General features: G+C 70.9%; 14 protein-coding genes. 6 read left to right on the top strand and 8 right to left on the bottom strand.

The genetic code is table 11. The annotated features are described in order from the left end of the window. Positions 1-95: 95 nt before the first annotated feature. Together OG870_RS28530 and OG870_RS28525 are read right to left on the bottom strand one after the other, a co-directional pair. A complete protein-coding gene (locus OG870_RS28530) occupies positions 96-2,843 on the bottom strand; it encodes a protein kinase (protein ID WP_327691687.1) in 2,748 nt (915 codons plus the stop codon). Between the two features lie 164 nt (positions 2,844-3,007). Next, the gene (locus OG870_RS28525; protein WP_327692334.1) at positions 3,008-5,239 is read right to left on the bottom strand and encodes a serine/threonine-protein kinase; all 2,232 of its coding nucleotides are present in this window, start codon (positions 5,237-5,239) and stop codon (positions 3,008-3,010) included. Positions 5,240-5,420: 181 nt separating this feature from the next. Between OG870_RS28525 and OG870_RS28520 the strand changes: the two genes are divergently transcribed. Further along, on the top strand, positions 5,421-6,464 hold the full coding sequence (locus tag OG870_RS28520; protein WP_327691686.1) for a serine hydrolase domain-containing protein: 1,044 nt from the start codon (positions 5,421-5,423) through the stop codon (positions 6,462-6,464). A gap of 139 nt (positions 6,465-6,603) precedes the next feature. On the opposite strand, the gene OG870_RS28515 is transcribed toward OG870_RS28520, so the two are convergent. Further along, positions 6,604-8,310: a glycerol-3-phosphate dehydrogenase/oxidase gene (locus tag OG870_RS28515; protein WP_266519805.1), complete on the bottom strand. Its 1,707-nt coding sequence runs from the start codon at positions 8,308-8,310 to the stop codon at positions 6,604-6,606. Positions 8,311-8,582: 272 nt separating this feature from the next. Between OG870_RS28515 and OG870_RS28510 the strand changes: the two genes are divergently transcribed. Then, complete coding sequence (locus tag OG870_RS28510; RefSeq protein WP_266519803.1) at positions 8,583-9,791, top strand: nucleotide sugar dehydrogenase; 1,209 nt, start codon at positions 8,583-8,585, stop codon at positions 9,789-9,791. 123 nt (positions 9,792-9,914) lie between these two features. Beyond that, positions 9,915-10,460, top strand: a complete 546-nt coding sequence (locus OG870_RS28505; protein ID WP_266589421.1) for a hypothetical protein — start codon at positions 9,915-9,917, stop codon at positions 10,458-10,460. Between the two features lie 86 nt (positions 10,461-10,546). On the opposite strand, the gene OG870_RS28500 is transcribed toward OG870_RS28505, so the two are convergent. From OG870_RS28500 to OG870_RS28485, 4 genes are all read right to left on the bottom strand, one after another. Further along, positions 10,547-11,671 (bottom strand): GuaB3 family IMP dehydrogenase-related protein, encoded by a 1,125-nt coding sequence (locus OG870_RS28500; protein ID WP_266519798.1) that lies wholly within the window; start codon positions 11,669-11,671, stop codon positions 10,547-10,549. A gap of 113 nt (positions 11,672-11,784) precedes the next feature. Beyond that, positions 11,785-13,290 (bottom strand): IMP dehydrogenase, encoded by a 1,506-nt coding sequence (guaB, locus tag OG870_RS28495; RefSeq protein WP_266519796.1) that lies wholly within the window; start codon positions 13,288-13,290, stop codon positions 11,785-11,787. Between the two features lie 174 nt (positions 13,291-13,464). Continuing rightward, complete coding sequence (locus tag OG870_RS28490; protein WP_266519794.1) at positions 13,465-14,052, bottom strand: sigma-70 family RNA polymerase sigma factor; 588 nt, start codon at positions 14,050-14,052, stop codon at positions 13,465-13,467. 320 nt (positions 14,053-14,372) lie between these two features. After that, positions 14,373-14,984 (bottom strand): response regulator transcription factor, encoded by a 612-nt coding sequence (locus OG870_RS28485; RefSeq protein ID WP_003948568.1) that lies wholly within the window; start codon positions 14,982-14,984, stop codon positions 14,373-14,375. Between the two features lie 381 nt (positions 14,985-15,365). Between OG870_RS28485 and OG870_RS28480 the strand changes: the two genes are divergently transcribed. Next, positions 15,366-15,695, top strand: coding sequence for a WhiB family transcriptional regulator (locus OG870_RS28480; RefSeq protein WP_266519792.1), 330 nt, complete (start codon positions 15,366-15,368; stop codon positions 15,693-15,695). A gap of 84 nt (positions 15,696-15,779) precedes the next feature. Here OG870_RS28480 and OG870_RS28475 read toward each other — a convergent pair whose 3' ends face one another. Further along, the gene (locus OG870_RS28475) at positions 15,780-16,679 is read right to left on the bottom strand and encodes a LysR family transcriptional regulator (protein ID WP_266844320.1); all 900 of its coding nucleotides are present in this window, start codon (positions 16,677-16,679) and stop codon (positions 15,780-15,782) included. Positions 16,680-17,019: 340 nt separating this feature from the next. Between OG870_RS28475 and OG870_RS28470 the strand changes: the two genes are divergently transcribed. After that, complete coding sequence (locus tag OG870_RS28470; RefSeq protein WP_266519788.1) at positions 17,020-17,793, top strand: SDR family NAD(P)-dependent oxidoreductase; 774 nt, start codon at positions 17,020-17,022, stop codon at positions 17,791-17,793. 81 nt (positions 17,794-17,874) lie between these two features. Continuing rightward, on the top strand, positions 17,875-18,582 hold the full coding sequence (locus OG870_RS28465; protein WP_266519786.1) for an ester cyclase: 708 nt from the start codon (positions 17,875-17,877) through the stop codon (positions 18,580-18,582). The last annotated feature ends 74 nt before the right edge of the window (positions 18,583-18,656 follow it).

Genomic DNA, 18,656 nt, shown 5'->3' with positions numbered 1-18,656 from the left:
CAGGGGGGTCCCAAGGAGACCGCACTGTGACGGTTGTCGCTTCTGCGCATATGGCGCAACCATCCGCGCCCTTCACGGAGCCTTCACGGACGAGTTCAGTCGGTCACCTGATATGAGGCCGACGCCTGTTCGTAAAGCCTCGTCACCTCGTCCCGCTGGGACTCCGGGCCGCGCACCTGCACAAGGTGGTATCGCCCGTTGATGAGCATCGCGAGGTTGCGCACATACAGGTCGCGCCCGCTGCCGTCGGTCCAGGTGAACTGCCCCTCGGCCGAGGCCCGCGTCCCCACGGTGACGGTGCGCAGCCCGGTCGCGGTGGCCCAGCTGGAGCTGCGGTACGGCTGCAACTCGTGCTCCTTGTCCCGCTGATACACCATCGGATCGCTGCCGTAGGTGACCGCGCCGTCCCGTCCCTTCACGACGATGAGCTCGAAGTCGCCGTGCGAGTACACCACTTGGTTCCAGCTGTTCTTGCCGGCCCGGGACCAGCCCTTGGCCACGGCCACCCGGAAGCCCTCCGGGTCCTTGCGCAGGGTGAAGCCGTCCGCGACGTCCGGCCCGGTGGTCTGACTCTCCGTCGCACCCGCCGAATGGGACGGGGAGGCGCTGCCGTCGGTGTTCGGGGAGGTCTGGTCGGGGCGTGGCTCACTGCTCGCCTCCGGGTGCGACTGCGTGGGGGCGGCACCGGCGTCGCCCGCCGTGCCGGTACGGTCGCCGCCCGCCGCTCCGCTCTCGCCGGACTTCGGCATGAAGTACATGGCGTACGCGACCGCCGCGGCCAGCAGGAGCAGTATCAGCAGGAGCAGGGTGCGCCCGAGTCTGCGCGGCGACTTCGCCTCCTGCTTGGCCCGCTTGTGCCGCCCGTGCGCGCTGGTCGCGGGCAGTCCGGCGCGGCGCCTGCGCACCAGCTCGCCGCGGCGCCGTACGACGGGCAGCCGGCTGGCGTCGGCCGGCGGCGCGGCGACGACGTGTGCACCGGCGTCGGGCTCGGGCGCGGACCGCACCAGCGAGCGCAGCCAGCCGCCCAGCTCCTCGAAGTCGAGACGCTCGGTGGGGTCCTGACGCAGCAACGACTCGACGACCGGCCTGAGCGGCCCGCACTCCTCGGCGAACGCGGGCGGTTCGGCGCACACCATCTGCACCAGCTCGGCCGTCGACTCCTCCGGATACGGCGCATGCCCCTGTACGGCCCTGAAGAGCAGCGCCCCCAGCGCCCACAGGTCGGTCGCGGGCCCGATCGGGGCCGCCAGCTGCCAGTTCTCGTGCACCGGCCCGGCCTGCTCCGGCGCCCATCGCTCCGTCACGGGCCCCACGACGGCCATCCGCGCCTGCCGGGCCCGCTCGGCGGCGAGCGGGGTGGCGGGGCCACGGGGGACGGGGGTGCCCGCCACCAGGTCGTCCCAACGGCTGGGGGGTGTCGCGCCCGGCGGCAGCGGGGCCGGCGTGGAACCGGGCAGGGCAGGGGTGTTGGCCGCGGGCGCCGGCACCCCGGCGGGGGGCGCCGTGTCCAGGCCGGGCGCGGGAAGACCGGACGGGGGAGCGGCGCCGAGACCGGGGGGCATGGCCGGCTGAACCGCGTACGCGTCGTCGTCTGTGTAGGCAGCTCCGCCGGCGCCCTCGCCGGGAGGGAAACCGTCGGCTCCGGTGCGGGGCGCGGCACCGTGCCAGGAGGGGGCGCCCACGCCGTAGGGGTCGGCTATCCGCCCGGAGGAAGCGGTGGTGCCGGGCGCGCTCTGCGTACCGTCGCCCGAAGTGTGCGTCTGTGCCGAACCGTTGGCCTGTGCCGCGGGGCCGGCCTCGGGCGCGGAACGTGCGCCGGGCAGTGCCGCCCGCCCGCTCTGCTGCGCCTCCTGGACCCTGGCCGCGGCCCGGGCGCCCGCCCGGTACGCGGCGATCGCGCCGGCCCGCGCGGCCCGGACGTCCCCGCCGCCTTCGAGGGCCTTGGGCGCGAAGGCACCCGACGACCCGGCCCCGTTCGCCGTGTCGGCCCCGACGGCCGGCAGTCCCCCGGCCGCACGCGCCCCGATGGCGGCACGCCGGGCCGCCTCGGGATCAGCACCACCGAAACCACCGGGACCGCCCTGGGCGCCGAACCCGCCTTCTGCGCTCTGGGCTCCCGGGGGCCCAGAGAACCCCTGTCCCCCTTGGACGCCTCGCGGAACCGGCCCACCCGAGGGGCCTGCGGCACCCCCGAGACCGCCGTCCCCGTCACCCTCCGGAGCCGGCACCGGGTCGTACCCGCACAGCGCCTCCTCCGCCGCCCCCACCGCGAGCCCGGTCAGCATCACCCGGCCGTCGTCGCAGACGAGCACTGTGCGGGCCGTGATGTTCCGGTGCACCCAGCCGTGGGCGTGCAGCACGCGCAACGCCATCAGGACGTCGGAGGCCACCTCGGCCGCCCGATACGGCGTCAGTGGCTTCTCGGCGAGCAGCGCGGCCAGCGGTCGCGCTGCCACCAACTCGCTGACGATCCACAGCGAACCGCCCTCGGCGAACACGTCGAAGACCTGGTCGAGCCGTGGATGGTCGGGTATCCGCGCCGCGGCCTGCGCGGCCTCGACCGCACGCCGTACGGCGGGATCGGTGGGCCGCCGTGTCCCGGTGCGCGCCGCCGACCGCCGCGCTCCCCGGTCCCGCGGGTCACGGGCCGTGAAACCGTCGGGCAGACCCTCCGCGTCGAGCACCTCCGCCTCGACGACTTCCGGCAAGGGCACCTGCCTGACCAGGACTTCCTGTCCGCTGTAGGTGTCGAAGGCCCGGGTGTCGGTGAGTTCGTACTCGTCGGCGGGTGGCAGCGGCAGGCGGTAGCGGTCGGCGAGTACCCGTCCCGCATAGTCGTCCACGTTGCCTCCCCCGGCAGCCCGGTCGGTCAATTCCGTTCGCCTTGCGCCCCGTTCCGCACCCATACCCGGATGCGTACGGTCCGTAAGCACTCACGATACGTGCCGGAGGCAACCCGCAATGAGGGGATGCCAGATCTCACGACCCAAACGCGGGTTCGATCACTTCACGACTTGGGTTCGAACGTCTTCGCGAGCGTCTGCCAGGTGTCCTTACGGAGTTCACTGCCCCAATTGGCGGCTTTCGCCGTGTACATCAGCGCATACCCGAGATGGTCGTTCACGACGAAACCCCGGTCGATCGTCCGGTACTTCGTTCCGCTCTCCACATAGGTGAACTCCCAGTCGGCCGCATTCCAGCCGCGGTAGTCCACCTGCCCTATGCGGATCTTCTGGTACTGCGAGCGCACCATGTAGCGCTCCTGGTTCTTCCAGTCCCCGACCGGGTCGCCCTTGGGCGTGGACGTCCAGGCGACGAGCAGCTTCTGCCCGTCGGGGCCGGTGAACCGGTCCCCCGCGGCACTCGCGGACTGGAACGCCCACCCCTTGGGCAGCCCGATCGAATACCCCTGGCCCCCCTTGTGCGACGTCTCCACCGCGCTTCCGTCCCCGGACTCCCCGCCGGCTCCCCCGCTGTTTCCGCCCGTCGCGGACGGACTGTTGCTGGGCGTGCCGCCGCCCTTCGAACTCGACCCGGACTGCGAAGCGCCCCCGCCCTCACGGGTGCCGCCCCTTGTGTCCTCCTTGGTGCCGGCACTGCTCGACGCGCTCGCCGCCGCCTTCCTGCCGCCGCCCCCGCTCGCGTCATTGTCGTCGTCGCCGCCGAGCGTGAGGGCCAGCACGGTGCCGAGCACGGCGAGCACGATCACCACCGCGATGATCACCAGCGTCCGCTTGGGCACCACGTCGGTGAGCGGCGCCCTGGGCACGGACCGCGGCGGCAGATCCGGCGGCGGCATGACCGGCCACCCCGAACTACGCCCACCCGCCTGCGTGTTCGCCCCCTGGGTTCCGCGCTCCGATCCTCCGGCGCCCACGCCCTTCGCGGAAGCCGACGAGGCCGACGAAGCAGCCGCAGCCGAGGACCCGGAAGCAGCCGAGGTACCCGACGCCGCCGACGTACCCGAAGGGGACGACGGGGCCGGCACCGAGGGCGCCGACGGTGCCGAAGACGGCAACGAGGCCGTCGGCGGAGCCGGAGGCGCGGAAGGCACCGCAGGCATCGGCGCCGTGGAGCCGACCGCACCCGACGCCGCACCGCCGGACTGCCCGGTGGACGTGGCGCCGGCGGATCCCGAACCCGCCTTACCGCTACCCGACTTGCCACGGGTGGCCGCCGCCGAACCGGCCGCGCCCGCGGCGGCCTTGCGCACGGAGCGCAGCGCCCCGCGCAGCTTCTCCGCGGCCTCCTCGCCCCGCTTGGGGCCGGAGCCCCCCGAACTCCGCCCGCCCTCGGGCCCGTCGGGCTGCGCCGGCAACGGCACGACCCTGGTCGCGTCGGCCGGAGGCTCCGGCTCGGCCGCCTTCGGCTCGGGCGCGTGGATCACCGCGTTGAGCATCGCCCGCGCGCCGGCGTCGTCGAGCCGTTTCGCCGGGTCCTTGGTGAGCAGCCCGTAGATGACGTCCGTCAGCGGGCCCGCGTTCTTCGGCTCCTCCAACTGCTCGGTCATCACCGCGGTCAGCGTCGCGATCGCGGAACCCTTGTCGTACGGCGGCACGCCCTCGACCGCCGCGTACAGCAGTCCGCCGAGCGACCACAGGTCGGCCGCGGGGCCCGGCTTGTGCCCGCGGGCCCGTTCCGGGGAGATGTAGGAGGGCGCGCCGACGAGCATGCCGGTCGAGGTGATCGACGGGTCGCCCTCGACCTGGGCGATGCCGAAGTCGGTGAGCACGACCCGCTGGGTGTCGGACTCCATCAGGACGTTCGACGGCTTCACGTCACGGTGCAGGATGCCCTCGCGGTGCGCCGAACGCAGCACGTCGAGGATGGCCAGCCCGACCTCCGCGGCCCGCCTCGGCTCCAGCAGGCCGTCCTCCCGGATGAACTCGGCGAGCGACTTGCCCTCGACGAGTTCCATCACGATCCACGGCCGGTCGTCCTCCTCGACCACGTCGAAGACCGTCACCGCGCTGTTGTTGCGGATCCGCGCGATCGCCTTGGCCTCGCGCAGCGTCCGCGTGATCAGCCGGCGCTTCTCGTCCTCGTCGATGTTCGACGGGAACCGCAACTCCTTGACGGCGACCGTCCGGCCCAGCGTTTCGTCCTCGGCCCGCCACACCGTGCCCATGCCACCACGGCCGAGCACCTTCCCCAGCCGGTACCGCCCGGCGAGAAGACGCTCGCGGTTGTCCCGACGAGTGTCCTGACGAGATGTTCCCGCCCGCTCCGCCTCCGACATGCGTCCCCTCATGCAACCCGCCCTGACAGAGCCTTCATTGTCCCTCACCCGACAAGTGCCCGTCGCCCAGGGTGCCCCTGGCACAGTACGGGGTGCCTGTGCACGCGGGGGCCCGCCGAACCGCGCCGTCTGCGACCCTGCATGATGGGCCGCGACAAGGCGTGACAAGGGAGGACTCGCGATGCCGCCGCTTCGGACGCTACTGGCCGTGCCGGTGTCCCTGGCGCTGCTCGCTCTCACCCCCACCGCCTCCTCCGCACCCGCCGCACCGGCCACGGACGCGCTCCTCCCGCTGTTGGTCACCGCGGGCGGGGCCCCCGGCGCAGCCCTCCTGGCCCGCGAGGAGTCCGGCACCCGCTACGCCCGGGCCGGCCGAGGCATCAGCCGTGGCGACCACTTCCGCGCCGGCAGCATCACGAAGACCTTCATCGCGACCGTCGTCCTGCAACTCGCGGCAGAGCACCGGCTGTCCCTGTCCGACACGGTGGAGCAGCATCTGCCGGGTCTGGTGCACGGAGCGGGCAACGACGGCCGCGCGCTGACCCTGCGTTCCCTGCTCACCCACACCAGCGGCCTGAACGACTTCTCCGCGGACACCAAGGGCCTGATCCCCCTCTCCCCCCTTCAAGCCGTACGCATCGCACTCACCCGCGCTCCGGCCGAACCCGGCCGCTTCTCCTACTCGAACACCAATTACGTGCTGCTCGGCATGGTCATCGAGCAGGTCACCGGCCACTCCTACGCCACCGAGGCCGAGCGGCGCATCATCGCTCCGCTGGGTCTGACGGGTACCTCCTTTCCTGGTGCGCGCACTTCTCTCCCCCCTCCGCACGGCCGCGCCTACGCCGCCGACGGAACCGACGTCACCGAGCTCGACCCGCGGGTGGCCGGAGCCGCGGGCGAGCTGGTGACCACGCTGGCCGATCTGGACCGCTTCTACGCGGCACTGCTCTCAGGCCGGCTGCTGCCCTCGCGCTGGCTGCGCGAGATGCGCGGCACCCGGGCCGCACACGGGTTGTACGGCATGGGCCTGTTTCCTCAGAAGCTGCCGTGCGGCATCACGGCGTGGGGGCACAACGGCCGTATCACCGGCAGCTACGTGCGCACCGCGGCCACCGTCGACGGTCGTCGCGTCCTCACCTTCCGGGTGAACACGACGGCGGTCGCAGATCCCGGCCTCGAACCGGCCCTGCTCGCCGCCGAGTTCTGCCCCCGCACCCCGTAGAACGACCCGGTTCCGAACGAAGATCCCGGTTCGCGACACTCGTTCGAGTGATGCCCGTTCCACCCGAACTCACAGTCGAAATCACTGCCGAGATCAATGCTCTGACGCCCCGCCCGAACGTCACACTCGAACCGACGCTCTACAACGGCACGATGTCCGGTGCGCCGAGCCTCGCCGCGTCCGCCGTCAGATCGTCCGGCTGCCGCTGCGACTCCCGCTCGGCCTCCACCCGCTTCTCGTAGTGCTCGACCTCGCGCTCGATGTGGTCCTTGTCCCAGCCGAGCACCGGCGCCATGAGTTCGGCCGCCTCCCGCGCGCTCCGCGTCCCCCGGTCGAAGGTCTCGATGGAGATGCGGGTGCGCCGGGTCAGCGCGTCGTCCAGGTGCCGTGCGCCCTCGTGCGAGGCGGCGTACACGATCTCGGCGCGCAGATAGTCGTCGGCGGCCTGCAGGGGCTCGCCGAGCGAGGAGTCGGCGGCGACGAGGTCGAGGACCTCCTCCGCCATCGCCCCGTACCGGTTCAACAGGTGCTCCACGCGCACCACATGAAGGCCCGTCCGGGCGGCGATCCGCGCTCGCGCGTTCCACAGCGCCCGGTAGCCCTCGGCGCCCAGCAGCGGCACGTCCTCCGTCACGCACTCGGCGACGCGCATGTCGAGCCCGTGCACCGCCTCGTCGACCGCGTCCTTGGCCATCACCCGGTACGTCGTGTACTTGCCGCCCGCCACCACGACGAGGCCGGGCGCGGGATGCGCCACCGTGTGCTCGCGCGAGAGCTTGCTGGTGGCGTCCGACTCACCGGCCAGCAGCGGGCGCAGACCCGCGTACACGCCCTGCACGTCGTCCCGCGTGAGGGGCACCGCGAGCACCGAGTTCACATGTTCCAGCAGGTAGTCGATGTCGGCGCTGGAAGCGGCCGGGTGCGCCTTGTCGAGGTCCCAGTCGGTGTCCGTGGTGCCGATGATCCAGTGCCGGCCCCAGGGGATCACGAAGAGCACGGACTTCTCCGTGCGCAGGATCAGTCCGGACGAGGAGTTGATGCGGTCCTTCGGCACGACCAGGTGGATGCCCTTGGACGCCCGTACGTGGAACTGTCCGCGCTCTCCCACCATGGCCTGGGTGTCGTCGGTCCACACGCCCGTCGCGTTGACGACCTGCTTGGCGCGGACCTCGTACTCGCCGCCCGCCTCGACGTCCTGCACGCGCGCGCCGACGACCCGCTCGCCCTCCCGCACGAATGCCGTCACGCGCGCGCGGTTGGCGACCTTCGCGCCGTACGACGCCGCGGTGCGCACCAGCGTGGCCACATAGCGGGCGTCGTCCATCTGCGCGTCGTAGTACTGCAGGGCGCCGACCAGTGCGTCCTTCTTCAGGGCCGGTGCCACGCGCAGGGCGTGACGTCGGGTCAGGTGACGGTGCATGGGAAGGCCACGGCCGTGTCCGCGGGCCATCGACATGGCGTCGTAGAGCGCGACGCCCGATCCGGCGTACAGCCGCTCCCAGCCCTTGTGCTGCAAGGGGTACAGGAACGGCACCGGCTTCACCAGATGCGGGGCGAGCCGCTCCAGGAGCAGCCCGCGCTCCTTCAGCGCCTCCCGTACGAGCGCGAAGTCGAGCATCTCCAGATAGCGCAGCCCGCCGTGGACCAGCTTGCTGGACCTGCTGGACGTGCCGGACGCCCAGTCACGGGCCTCGACCAGGCCCGTGGACAGGCCGCGAGTCACGGCATCCAGTGCGGTGCCCGCACCGACCACGCCGGCGCCCACGACCAGCACGTCCAGCTCGCGCTCCGCCATTCCCGCCAGTGACTCGGCTCGCTGCGCCGGCCCCAGTGTCGCTGTCCTCACCGCTGCCTCCCGCTATCAGTAGCGTCGGCCGCACCCGTGGGGCGAAGCCCGGTTCCTGTCCCCCTGCCCAAAATTCTGACCGGCTTGCCCGACTTCAGCCACCACTCACCCTCAGCCTGTGGACAACATTCCCGGGACCTGCGGAAAACACGGACAGCCAATACCGCAAGTAGGTCATATTTACTCCTAGTGTGACATTGCGCCTCACCTGTCCTGTCCACAGGGCTTGCGCACCTGTCCCGCTTCGGTTATTGGGAAGGACGGCCCACGCCATGCCCGCAGATCTCGCCGTCATCGGACTCGGCCCGTTCGGCCTGCCCCTGGCCCAGGCAGCCGTCGCGGCCGGTATCTCCACGCTCGGCTACCGGACCGGGCCCGAGCCCGGCTCCCTCAGCCCCGCAGAACTGCGCCGGATGCTCTCGGGGGGCTTCCGGCACGCCACCAGCCCGGCCGAGCTGGGCCGGGTACGCACCGCGGCCATCTGCGCGCCGACCCCGCGCGGCGCGGACGGCGGCCTCGACCTCACCCAGGTGGAGGCGGCGGCCCGCACCCTGGCCGCGCGGCTGCGCCCGCACACCACGGTCATCCTGGAGTCGCCCGTCCCCCCTGGCACCACGGAGGGTTTCCTGCGCCCCCTCCTCGAAGAGGGCTCCCGGCTCCGCGCGGGCCGCGACTTCCACCTCGCCTACTCGCCCAGCCGGGTGGATCCCGGCAACCGCGACTTCACCCCGGCCAACACCCCCAAGGTGATCGGCGGCCTCACCCCCGCCTGCACCGAGTCCGCCGCCGCGTTCTACAGCCGCCTCACCGACAAGGTGGTACGCGCGCGTGGACTGCGCGAGGCGGAGACCGTGCAACTGCTGGAGACCAACTTCCGGCACGTGAACATCGCCCTCGTCAACGAGATGGCCGTCCTCTGCAACGACCTGGGCGTCGACCTGTGGGATGTCATCCGCTGCGCGGAGACCAAGCCGTTCGGCTTCGAGGCCTTCCGCCCCGGCCCCGGAGTCGGCGGCCACGCCGTCCCCCAGGACCTGACCGGCTCCGCGGGCCGCACTCTGCGCATGGTCGAACTGGCCCAGCAGGTCAACAGCCAGATGCCCCGTTACGTCATCCAGCGCGCGGCGGCCCTCCTGAACGAGCACGGCAAGTCGGCGCGCGGCGCGCGCGTGCTGCTCCTCGGCGTCACCTACAAGCCCGACCTCGCCGACCAACAGGGCACACCCGCCCGCGAGATCGCCGTCCGCCTCACGGGACTCGGCGCCTCGGTCAGCTACCACGACCCGTACGTCCCGTCCTGGAGCGTCCTGGAACGACCGGTCCCGCGCGCGGAGTCCCTCTACGAGGCCGCGGCCGACGCCGACCTGACGATCCTGCTCCAGCACCACCGCACGTACGACCTGCAGGGCCTGTCCGTGAAGGCCCAACTCCTGCTGGACACAAGGGGAGCGGCACCGACGGGAGCCGCCCACCGACTGTGACGGCAAATTCGCTGGTCACCCTGTCGTCCCGGCCTGCTAGTCTCCCTCCACTCGCCGCACAGTCGTGCGCGCGCTTCTCCGCGTCACCATCCGCTCGTTCCATCCCGTGGGGGGATCTCTGTCATGAGCCAGTCAGCTCCGCCGCCGCAGCAGCCGCCGCAGCCCCAGCCGGTCGACGGCAACCCGTTCGCGCAGCAGCCGGGCGCCGTACCGCCGCCTGAGGCGCCGGGGGTCCCGTACGTGGCCGTTCCCGCTCCCGCTCCGGTGAGCGGCAACATCGGTCTCGGCCTGGCGGCCGCCTTCGCCGCCGCCGTCGTCTCCGCCGGCGTCTATGGCGCGATCATCGGTATGACCAAGCACGAGATCGGCTGGGCCGCCGTGGGCGTCGGCTTCCTGATCGGCCTCGCCGCAGGCCGCATCGGCGGCCGCAACCCCGTGCTGCCGGTCGCGAGCGCGATCCTGTCGCTGGCGGCCGTCTACCTCGGCCAGCTGGTGGGCGAGGCCATGCTCATCGCCGACCAGGTGAACGCCGGCTTCAGCGAGGTCTTCTTCCAGCACCTCGACGTGGTCCAGGAGGCCTGGAAGGCGGACGCCGACCCGCTGACCTTCCTGTTCTTCGCGATCGCCGCGTACGTGGCGTTCACCGGCGCCAGGAAGGCCGCGGCATAACGCCGTAGGACGCAGCCTCGTACGACACAGGGCCCGGACCGTCTGCCGACGGTTCGGGCCCTGTTGCGCTCAGGCCGGGCGCGGTGTCACCGCTTGTGCTGCGAGTCCGCCACCGTGACCTCGACCCGCTGGAACTCCTTCAGCTCGCTGTACCCGGTCGTGGCCATCGCCCGGCGGAGCGCACCGAAGAGGTTCATCGAGCCGTCGGGGGTGTGCGACGGACCCGTCAGCACCTCCTCGATGGTGCCGACCGTGCCGAGGTCGACCTTCTTGCCGCGCGGCAGCTCCTCGTTGACGGCCTCCATGCCCCAGTGGTGGCCCTTGCCCGGACCGTCCGTCGCGCGGGCCAGCGGGGAGCCCATCATCACCGCGTCCGCACCGCAGGCGATCGCCTTCGGGAGGTCACCGGACCAGCCCACACCGCCGTCCGCGATCACGTGCACGTACCGGCCGCCGGACTCGTCCATGTAGTCGCGCCGGGCCGCCGCCACGTCCGCGACCGCCGTCGCCATCGGGACCTGGATGCCCAGGACGTTCCGCGTGGTGTGCGCTGCGCCGCCGCCGAAGCCGACCAGCACGCCCGCCGCGCCCGTGCGCATCAGGTGCAGGGCCGCCGTGTACGTGGCGCAGCCGCCGACGATCACCGGGACGTCGAGCTCGTAGATGAACTGCTTCAGGTTCAACGGCTCGTGCGAGCCGGAGACGTGCTCCGCCGAGACCGTCGTACCGCGGATGACGAAGATGTCCACGCCCGCGTCCACGACCGCCTTGGAGAACTGCGCCGTGCGCTGCGGGGAGAGCGCGGCCGCCGTGACCACGCCTGAGTCGCGCACCTCCTTGATGCGCGCACCGATCAGCTCCTCCTTGATCGGGGCGGAGTAGATCTCCTGGAGGCGGCGGGTCGCGGTGTCCGCGTCCAGCTCGGTGATCTCGTCGAGCAGCGGCTGCGGGTCCTCGTACCGCGTCCACAGGCCTTCGAGGTTGAGCACGCCGAGGCCGCCGAGCTCACCGATGCGGATCGCGGTGGCGGGCGAGACGACCGAGTCCATGGGAGCGGCCAGGAAGGGCAGCTCGAACCGGTAGGCGTCGATCTGCCAGGCGATCGAGACCTCCTTCGGGTCCCGCGTACGGCGGCTGGGGACGACGGCGATGTCGTCGAAGGCGTACGCCCGGCGGCCGCGCTTGCCGCGCCCGATCTCGATCTCAGTCACGTCTGTGGCCTTTCCTGATGCGTTTCAGCGTCTTCCAGTATCGCCGACGGATACGACAAGGGCGGCCCCGGTACTCCGGGACCGCCCTCGGGAAGCCTGGCGACTGCTTGCTCCTACTTGCTACGGCTGTAGTTCGGCGCCTCGACCGTCATCTGGATGTCGTGCGGGTGGCTCTCCTTGAGGCCCGCGGAGGTGATCCGCACGAAGCGGCCCTTGGTCTCCATCTCGCCGATGGTCGCCGCGCCCACGTAGCCCATGGTCTGGCGCAGACCGCCGACGAGCTGGTGCAGCACGTTGGCCAGCGGGCCGCGGTAGGGCACCTGGCCCTCGATGCCCTCGGGTACGAGCTTGTCGTCGGAGGCGACCTCGGCCTGGAAGTAGCGGTCCTTCGAGTACGACTTCCCCTGGCCACGGGACTGCATGGCACCGAGCGAGCCCATGCCTCGGTACGACTTGAACTGCTTGCCGTTGATGAAGAGCAGCTCGCCGGGCGACTCCTCGCAGCCGGCCAGGAGGCTGCCGAGCATCACGGTGTCGGCACCGGCGGCCAGCGCCTTGCCGATGTCGCCGGAGTACTGCAGACCGCCGTCGCCGATCAGCGGGACGCCGGCCGGACGGGCGGCGAGGGAGGCCTCGTAGATCGCGGTGACCTGCGGGACACCGATGCCGGCGACCACACGGGTCGTACAGATCGAGCCCGGGCCGACGCCCACCTTGATGCCGTCGACGCCGGCGTCGATCAGCGCCTGGGCGCCGTCACGCGTGGCGACGTTGCCTCCGATCACGTCGACGGAGACGCTCGACTTGATCTTCGACATCCAGCTGAGGGCGTTGCTGTTGTGGCCGTGCGAGGTGTCGACGACCAGGAAGTCCACCCCGGCCTCGGCGAGCGCCTGGGCGCGCTCCAGGGCCTCGGGGCTGGCGCCCACGGCGGCACCGACGAGCAGCCGGCCCTCGGCGTCCTTGGCCGCGTTCGGGTACTTCTCGGCCTTGACGAAGTCCTTGACGGTGATCAGGCCCTTGAGGACGCCCGACTCGTCGACCAGCGGAAGCTTCTCGATCTTGTGGCGGCGCAGCAGCTCCATGGCGTCCACGCCGGAGATGCCGACCTTGCCGGTGACCAGCGGCATGGGCGTCATGACCTCGCGCACCTGGCGGCTGCGGTCCGACTCGAAGGCCATGTCACGGTTGGTCACGATGCCCAGCAGCTTGCCGGCCGGGTCGGTGACGGGGACACCGCTGATGCGGAACTTGGCGCACAGCGCGTCCGCCTCGGCGAGCGTCGCCTCCGGGTGCACCGTGATGGGGTCGGTGACCATGCCGGACTCGGACCGCTTGACCAGGTCGACCTGGTTGACCTGGTCCTCGACGGAGAGGTTGCGGTGCAGCACACCGACGCCGCCGAGGCGGGCCATCGCGATGGCCATGCGGGACTCGGTCACCTTGTCCATCGCCGCCGAGAGCAGCGGGATGTTGACCCGGATGTTGCGGGAGATGCGGGACGAGGTGTCGACCGCGCCGGGGAGCACCTCGGAGGCGCCCGGCAGCAGCAGCACGTCGTCGTAGGTCAGCCCGAGTGTCGCGAATTTTCCGGGCACTCCGTCGACGTTTGCAGTCATGACACCTTCCCCAAATGGCCTTGATCGGTGCGGATGTCCATGCTAACGGGAAGCGCGGCAACCAAATTCCACAGATCCGCGTGACCTCGGGCTTCGTATGTTCGTACGGAATCTCCGAGCGGCTTGTTCAAGGAAGGCGCTCACCGGCCTACTGCGGAGGAGTTGGCGGACGAGTCACTGCTCCGCGAGCGCCCTGAGCCGGCTCAGGGCCCGGTGCTGTGCCACCCGGACCGCCCCGGGTGACATTCCCAACATTTGGCCGGTCTCCTCGGCCGTGAGCCCGACCGCGATGCGCAGCAGGAGCAGTTCGCGCTGGTTCTCGGGCAGGTTGGCCAGGAGTTTCTTGGCCCATTCGGCGTCGCTGCTCAGCAGCGCCCGCTCCTCCGGACCGAGCGAGTCGTCGGGCCGCTCGGGCATCTCGTCGGACGGGACCGCGGTCGAACCCGGATGCCGCATCGCCGCTCGCTGCAGGTCCGCGACCTTGTGTGCGGCGATGGCGAAGACGAACGCCTCGAAGGGCCGGCCGGTGTCCTTGTAGCGCGGCAGCGCGAGGAGGACGGCGACGCAGACCTCCTGCGCGAGGTCCTCCACGAAGTGCCGGGCGTCGCCCGGAAGACGGGACAGCCGGGTGCGGCAGTAGCGCAGCGCCAGCGGGTGAACATGGGCGAGCAGGTCGTGCGTGGCCTGCTCGTCCCCTTCGACGGCGTGGTGGACGAGTGCACCGATGCCCCCTGCGGCACTCGCCGCCTCGTCGTCGCGCATCGGTCCATGGTGCCTTGCGGCCGTGCGGTCCGTGGCACCGCGTCCGATGTTGTGCACCGAAGCGTTATGAGCAGGTGCGCCGGAACTCATCCCTTGCGCCCTCCCCTTCCGCTCGACCGACTCGTCCCCGAGAGACTCCACACCTCAAGGATGCGGCATCCGCGCCGAAACGAGCAGCGGGCGCCGACAGCGCCACTTGACCAGGGTGCGCATCCGCGCCCCAAAAGGGGCGCGGGGCGACACACCATGCGGCTCCGCCGCGTGGGCGCGACCAGCCACAAACGACCCGCGACAAAGCGACGGCCTGCACGACCGTGCTCTCAGCGAACCAGACCCCAACGGAACCCGAGCGCGACCGCATGCGCCCGGTCGGATGCACCCAGCTTTTTGAACAACCGCCGAGCATGCGTCTTGACCGTGTCCTCGGACAGGAACAGTTCACGCCCGATCTCCGCGTTGGACCGCCCGTGGCTCATACCTTCCAGCACCTGGATCTCACGCGCCGTGAGCGTGGGCGCGGCGCCCATCTCGGCGGAGCGCAGCCGGCGCGGGGCCAGCCGCCAGGTCGGGTCGGCGAGCGCCTGGGTGACGGTCGCGCGCAACTCCGCCCGTGAGGCGTCCTTGTGCAGATAGCCGCGGGCACCGGCGGCTACCGCGAGGGCCACACCGTCCAGGTCCTCGGCGACCGTGAGCATGATGATGCGCGCACCGGGGTCGGCGGACAGTAGCCGCCGCACGGTCTCGACGCCGCCCAGCCCGGGCATGCGTACGTCCATCAGAATCAGGTCCGAGCGGTCGGCGCCCCAGCGGCGGAGGACTTCCTCGCCGTTGGCCGCGGTCGTCACGCGCTCGACGCCGGGCACGGTCGCGACCGCGCGGCGGAGCGCCTCTCGGGCAAGCGGGGAGTCGTCGCAGACGAGGACGGATGTCATGGCCGCCCTCCGCAGCTGATGCACGTCACCTTGAGCCTCCAGGCTGGTACGAAATCGTCACCTGTGCGGTCGACCGTCTCGGACGTCTGCCCGAGCACTTGTTGCCTCAACCGCCTCGCACTCTCAACGACGGTCACTCGAAAGAGTTACGGGGCCGTGTGCCATCTTCGGCACTCTACGTGAGGGGGCGGACACGGTGCAGACATGCGGGGCGGACCCTCGATGTTTCATCACAACCCATGCCCCATTTAGACCCCTTTTCTTCCCATCTACTGGTGTCTGAGACTAGATTCGCAATGAGTCATATTTTCATCTCCTTAGATCGTAGATGTACGGTCGTTGGCACCGTATCCGCTCAGAACGGCTACAAGGGGTCACGTAATGGCAGATTTCTCCCGCCTTCCCGGACCGAACGCGGACCTGTGGGACTGGCAGCTTCTGGCCGCCTGTCGCGGGGTGGACAGCTCGCTCTTCTTTCATCCGGAGGGTGAGCGCGGTGCGGCCCGGAGCGCTCGCGAGAACTCGGCCAAGGAGGTCTGCATGAGGTGCCCCGTGCGCGCACAGTGCGCTGCGCACGCGCTGACGGTGAGAGAGCCGTACGGCGTGTGGGGCGGCCTGACCGAGGACGAGCGCGAAGAACTCATGGGTCGGGCGCGGAACCGGCTGGTGTCGGCGGGGGCCACTGGCGGGGACGGCGTATCGAACAAGTGAAGGAACGTTTCTTCGTTCCAGGGTTCCTCCCGAGCTCCAGGACCCCGAGCTCCCGACGAGAAGGGCACGCGTGCGTGCCCTTCTTCATTGCCGGGCGGCCGCGCGGCCGAGTTCCTCCAGGGTCGCCGCGACCGCCGGGACCCGGGCCAGATCGGGCAGCGTCAGCGCCACGATCTCCCGCCGTACCGCGGGCTGGAGTGTCAGCACGCGCGCGTGGCGCGGCCGTACCGACTCGATGGCCAGCTGCGGCAGTACGGCGACGCCGAGGCCGGCGCCGACCAGGCCGACGACCGCCGGATAGTCGTCGGTGGCGAAGTCGATGCGCGGGGTGAAGCCGGCCCCCTCGCACACCTCGACCAACTGCCCCCGGCAGCGCGGGCAACCGGCGATCCACGGCTCGCCCGCAAGGTCCCCGATGGACACGGACGCGGCGTCGGCGAGCCGGTGCCGTTCGGGCACGAGCCCGACCAGCCGGTCGCTCAGCAGCGGTCGTACGACGAGGTCGTCCCATTCCTCCGCGCCCGCCGCGCCCTCGTAGCGGAAGGCCAGCGCCACGTCGCAGTCGCCCTCGCGGAGCAGTTCGACGGACGCGGGCGGTTCGGCCTCCTCCAGTGAGACGCGGGTGCCGGGGTGCGCGGCACGCAGGGCCGCGAGGGCGGTGGGTACGAGGGTGGAGCTGCCGCTGGGGAAGGAGACCAGCCTGACCCGTCCGGCGCGCAGCCCGGCGATGGCGGCGACCTCCTCCTCGGCGGCGGTGAGCCCGGCGAGGATGCCGTTGGCGTGCCGCACCAGGGCCTCTCCGGCCTGCGTCAGCCGCATCTCGCGCCCGCTGCGGACCAGCAGCGGGGTGCCCACGGACGACTCCAGGGCCTTTATCTGCTGGCTGACGGCGGGCTGGGTGCAGCCGAGTTCGCGCCCGGCCGCCGAGAAGGAACCGGTGGTGGCGACGGCGCGCAGGACACGCAGATGACGGGCTTCGATCACGGTTCGAGCATAAGCGGACCTTTGGGGAAGTGTGGCGTCTTGCGGGCGCGCTTTGATGACACCGGCCTGGCGGGTCTCGCCCGAAGCTCGGGTGAAGCGGTTCACGCGGAAGAGTGCTCCAGGTGGGTAACCGCGGTGAACGTGCCGGGCTGGAGCCGCGACCGCGACGCAACGAACGCTGCCGCCAAGGTTGTCGGCGGCCGAGGAGGCGTGGCCCTGCCACCTGGCGAAGTACGGCTTCTGACGGCCCTTCACCCGGGTGTCCTTCGCGGATGCTTCACCAGCGTCGGAGCATGTGCAGAGATCGGATGCGCACAGTCCGGGTCACTACCCTTGGGCCATGACAACGGCTCTGATTACGGGATCGACCGCGGGCATCGGCGCCGCGTTCGCACGGCGGCTGGCAAACGACGGGCACAATCTGGTGCTCGTCGCCCGCGACACCAAGCGACTGCAGGAACAGGCGACCGAGCTGCACGACCGGCACGGCATCGAGGCGGAGGTCCTCACGGCGGACCTCGCCTCGGACGACGGGATCGAGGCCGTGGCCGCGCGCCTGGCCGACCGCAGGAACCCCGTCGATCTGCTGGTCAACAACGCCGGCTTCGGCAACAAGGGCCGCTTCCTCGACGTGTCGATGGCCGACGAGCTGAAGATGCTGAAGGTCCACTGCGAGGCGGTGCTGCGGCTCACGGCGGCGGCGACCGACGCGATGCGGGAGCGCGGCCGCGGCGGTGTCGTCAACGTCGCGTCCGTGGCCGCCTTCGTGCCACGCGGCACGTACGGCGCCTCCAAGGCGTGGGTCGTGCAGTTCACGCAGGGGGCGGCGAAGGATCTGGCCGGGAGCGGGGTGCGGCTGATGGCGCTGTGCCCGGGGTTCGTGCGGACGGAGTTCCACCAGCGGGCGGGGATGGGCACGGACAACATCCCGGGGTGGATGTGGCTGGACGCGGACAAGCTCGTGGCGGCGGCGCTGGCGGATCTGGCGCGCGGGAAGTCGCTGTCCATTCCGGATCCGCGGTACAAGGCGCTGATGGGCGTCGTGAAGGTGACGCCCCGCGGGCTGCTGGGCGGGATCTCCTCGCGGACCGGGCGCAAGTACGGGCCGCAATAACATCTCGGCCAAGGGGCGCCCGGACGCTCTGGTGGGAAAATGGTGCTGTTCAACCGGACCTCGGGGACCGGAGGCGAAGCCATGACCTTTGTTCAGATCATCGACTGCAGGACCAGCCGCTTCGACGACATGAACCGGCTGATGGACACATGGGTCGAACAGACCAGGGGAAAGCGGACCGCGACACACAGTGTGATCGGCAAGGACCGGGCGGACGGGTCGCACTTCATCGAGATCGTGGAGTTCCCGTCGTACGAGGAGGCGATGCAGAACTCCAGCCTGCCCGAGACCGACAAGATCTTCCGGGAGATGGTGGCTCTCTGCGACGAGATGCCGACCTTCACCGACCTGGACGTCGTACGCGACGAGCAGCTGAACGCGGACACCTCCCGGCGGTTCTTCGAGACGCTGGCCGCCGGGGGCGAGCTGGCTCCGCTCGACGATCTGATCGCCGAGAACTACCACGACCACGATCCCTCCAACGAGCAGGACACCATCGGCATGGATGCGATGCGTCGCGAGATCGGGATGTGGCGCAGTGCCTTCGAGTTCTCGTTCGCCATCGAGGACCAGATCACTCAAGGTGACCGGGTGTGTACCAGGTGGACCTTCAACGGGACCCAGAAGGGTGAGTTCATGGGGCTCCCCTCCCAGGGGAAGAAGGCCCGCATGACCGGTACGACCATCCATCGGTTCGGCGAGCACGAGAAGATCGTCGAGGGCTGGTGGCAGTACGACCGGCTGGGGCTGATGGCGCAACTGGGCGCGCTGGAAGGCCTGGAACAGTAGGGCCTGAAGTAGTCGGGCCCAGAGCAGTAGGGCAACGCGAAGGCCCGGCACCTCCAGGGTGCCGGGCCTCGGTG

Origin of the sequence: Streptomyces sp. NBC_00461 (genome assembly GCF_036013935.1) — a bacterium.
In the GTDB taxonomy this organism is placed as follows: Bacteria; Actinomycetota; Actinomycetes; order Streptomycetales; family Streptomycetaceae; genus Streptomyces.
The sequence above is the reverse complement of the archived record's forward strand: the minus strand, read 5'-3'. Positions and strand labels throughout refer to the sequence as shown.

Coding starts and splice junctions, on each gene's coding strand:
- OG870_RS28525 (WP_327692334.1), bottom strand. CDS start 5,239: ATGTCGGAGGCGGAGCGGGCGGGAACATCTCGTCAGGACACTCGTCGG.
- OG870_RS28520 (WP_327691686.1), top strand. CDS start 5,421: ATGCCGCCGCTTCGGACGCTACTGGCCGTGCCGGTGTCCCTGGCGCTG.
- OG870_RS28510 (WP_266519803.1), top strand. CDS start 8,583: ATGCCCGCAGATCTCGCCGTCATCGGACTCGGCCCGTTCGGCCTGCCC.
- OG870_RS28505 (WP_266589421.1), top strand. CDS start 9,915: ATGAGCCAGTCAGCTCCGCCGCCGCAGCAGCCGCCGCAGCCCCAGCCG.
- guaB (WP_266519796.1), bottom strand. CDS start 13,290: ATGACTGCAAACGTCGACGGAGTGCCCGGAAAATTCGCGACACTCGGG.
- OG870_RS28490 (WP_266519794.1), bottom strand. CDS start 14,052: ATGCGCGACGACGAGGCGGCGAGTGCCGCAGGGGGCATCGGTGCACTC.
- OG870_RS28485 (WP_003948568.1), bottom strand. CDS start 14,984: ATGACATCCGTCCTCGTCTGCGACGACTCCCCGCTTGCCCGAGAGGCG.
- OG870_RS28480 (WP_266519792.1), top strand. CDS start 15,366: ATGGCAGATTTCTCCCGCCTTCCCGGACCGAACGCGGACCTGTGGGAC.
- OG870_RS28470 (WP_266519788.1), top strand. CDS start 17,020: ATGACAACGGCTCTGATTACGGGATCGACCGCGGGCATCGGCGCCGCG.
- OG870_RS28465 (WP_266519786.1), top strand. CDS start 17,875: ATGACCTTTGTTCAGATCATCGACTGCAGGACCAGCCGCTTCGACGAC.